The 320-nt window shown below is 54.1% G+C and carries 1 rRNA gene; it reads left to right on the top strand.

Annotated elements, in window-relative coordinates:
* A 16S ribosomal RNA gene (locus DT057_RS35310) occupies window positions 1-320 on the top strand; the annotation flags it as partial.

The following is a 320-nucleotide window of genomic DNA, read 5'->3' as shown; positions in this document are numbered from 1 at the left end:
GCTAATGACGGTACCTGAAGAATAAGCACCGGCTAACTACGTGCCAGCAGCCGCGGTAATACGTAGGGTGCAAGCGTTAATCGGAATTACTGGGCGTAAAGCGTGCGCAGGCGGTTTTGTAAGTCTGTCGTGAAAGCCCCGGGCTCAACCTGGGAATTGCGATGGAGACTGCAAGGCTTGAATCTGGCAGAGGGGGGTAGAATTCCACGTGTAGCAGTGAAATGCGTAGAGATGTGGAGGAACACCGATGGCGAAGGCAGCCCCCTGGGTCAAGATTGACGCTCATGCACGAAAGCGTGGGGAGCAAACAGGATTAGATA

Origin of the sequence: Methylobacterium crusticola (genome assembly GCF_003574465.1) — a bacterium.
GTDB classification, from domain to species: Bacteria; Pseudomonadota; Alphaproteobacteria; order Rhizobiales; family Beijerinckiaceae; genus Methylobacterium; species Methylobacterium crusticola.
Note: the sequence above shows the minus strand (reverse complement) of the source record. Positions and strands in the feature narration are given on the sequence as shown.